Raw genomic sequence first — 879 nt, 5'->3', positions numbered from 1 at the left:
CAGGACATCTATCCGCTGGCGCCGTTGCAGGAGGGGATCCTGTTTCACCATCTGATGGGAGGAGAAGGGGACCCCTATCTGTTGGGGATGTTGTTCAGCTTTGACAGCCGAGAGCGGGTGAACAGCTATGCGCAGGCGCTGGAGGCGGTGATCCAGCGGCATGACATTTTGCGAACAGGAGTGATGTGGGAAGGGTTAAGAGAGCCGGTGCAGGTGGTATGGCGGAAAGCGAAGCTGCCGGTGGAAGAAGTAGAGGTGGAAGCGGGAGGAGGGGATGCGGGGGAGCAGTTGTACGCGAGGTATAACCCGCGGGGATATCGGATTGATGTGCGACAAGCGCCGCTGGTGCGAGTGATGATAGCCGAGGACAAGGAGCAGGGACGGTGGTTGATGATGATGTTGCGGCACCATCTGGTGGGAGACCACAGCACGCAGGAGGTGATGCACCGGGAGATAGAGGCGTATTTGTTGGGGGAGGAAGAGGGATTGGGAGAGCCGTTGCCGTTCCGGAACCTGGTGGCGGAGGCGCGGTTGGGAGTGAGAGAGGAGGAGCACGAGGAGTATTTCCGGAAGTTGTTGGGGGAGGTGGAAGAGCCGACGGCGCCGTACGGGTTGGTGGAGGTGAGAGGAGATGGGAGGGGGATCGAGGAAGCGCGAGTGAAGGTGGAAGGAGGATTGGGGAGGCGGATACGGGAGGAGGCGAGGAAGCTGGGAGTGAGTGCGGCGAGTGTGTGTCATGTGGCGTGGGGAGTGGTGTTGGGGAAGGTATCGGGGAGAGAGGATGTAGTTTTCGGGAGTGTGTTGTTGGGGAGGATGCAGGGAGGAGAAGGAGCAGACCGTGTGATGGGGTTGTTCATCAACACGCTGCCGGTGCGGATG

General features: G+C 60.3%; 1 protein-coding gene. It reads left to right on the top strand.

The window, feature by feature from the left end; genetic code table 11:
- Positions 1 to 54 precede the first annotated feature (54 nt).
- Positions 55 to 879 (top strand): condensation domain-containing protein (locus tag DYY66_RS14080; RefSeq protein ID WP_255496056.1); only part of this gene is annotated, 825 nt, incomplete at its 3' end.

This window comes from Candidatus Nitrosotalea sp. FS (genome assembly GCF_011319475.1).
Classification (GTDB): domain Archaea; phylum Thermoproteota; class Nitrososphaeria; order Nitrososphaerales; family Nitrosopumilaceae; genus Nitrosotalea.
This window is presented reverse-complemented; position numbering and strand designations above follow the sequence as displayed.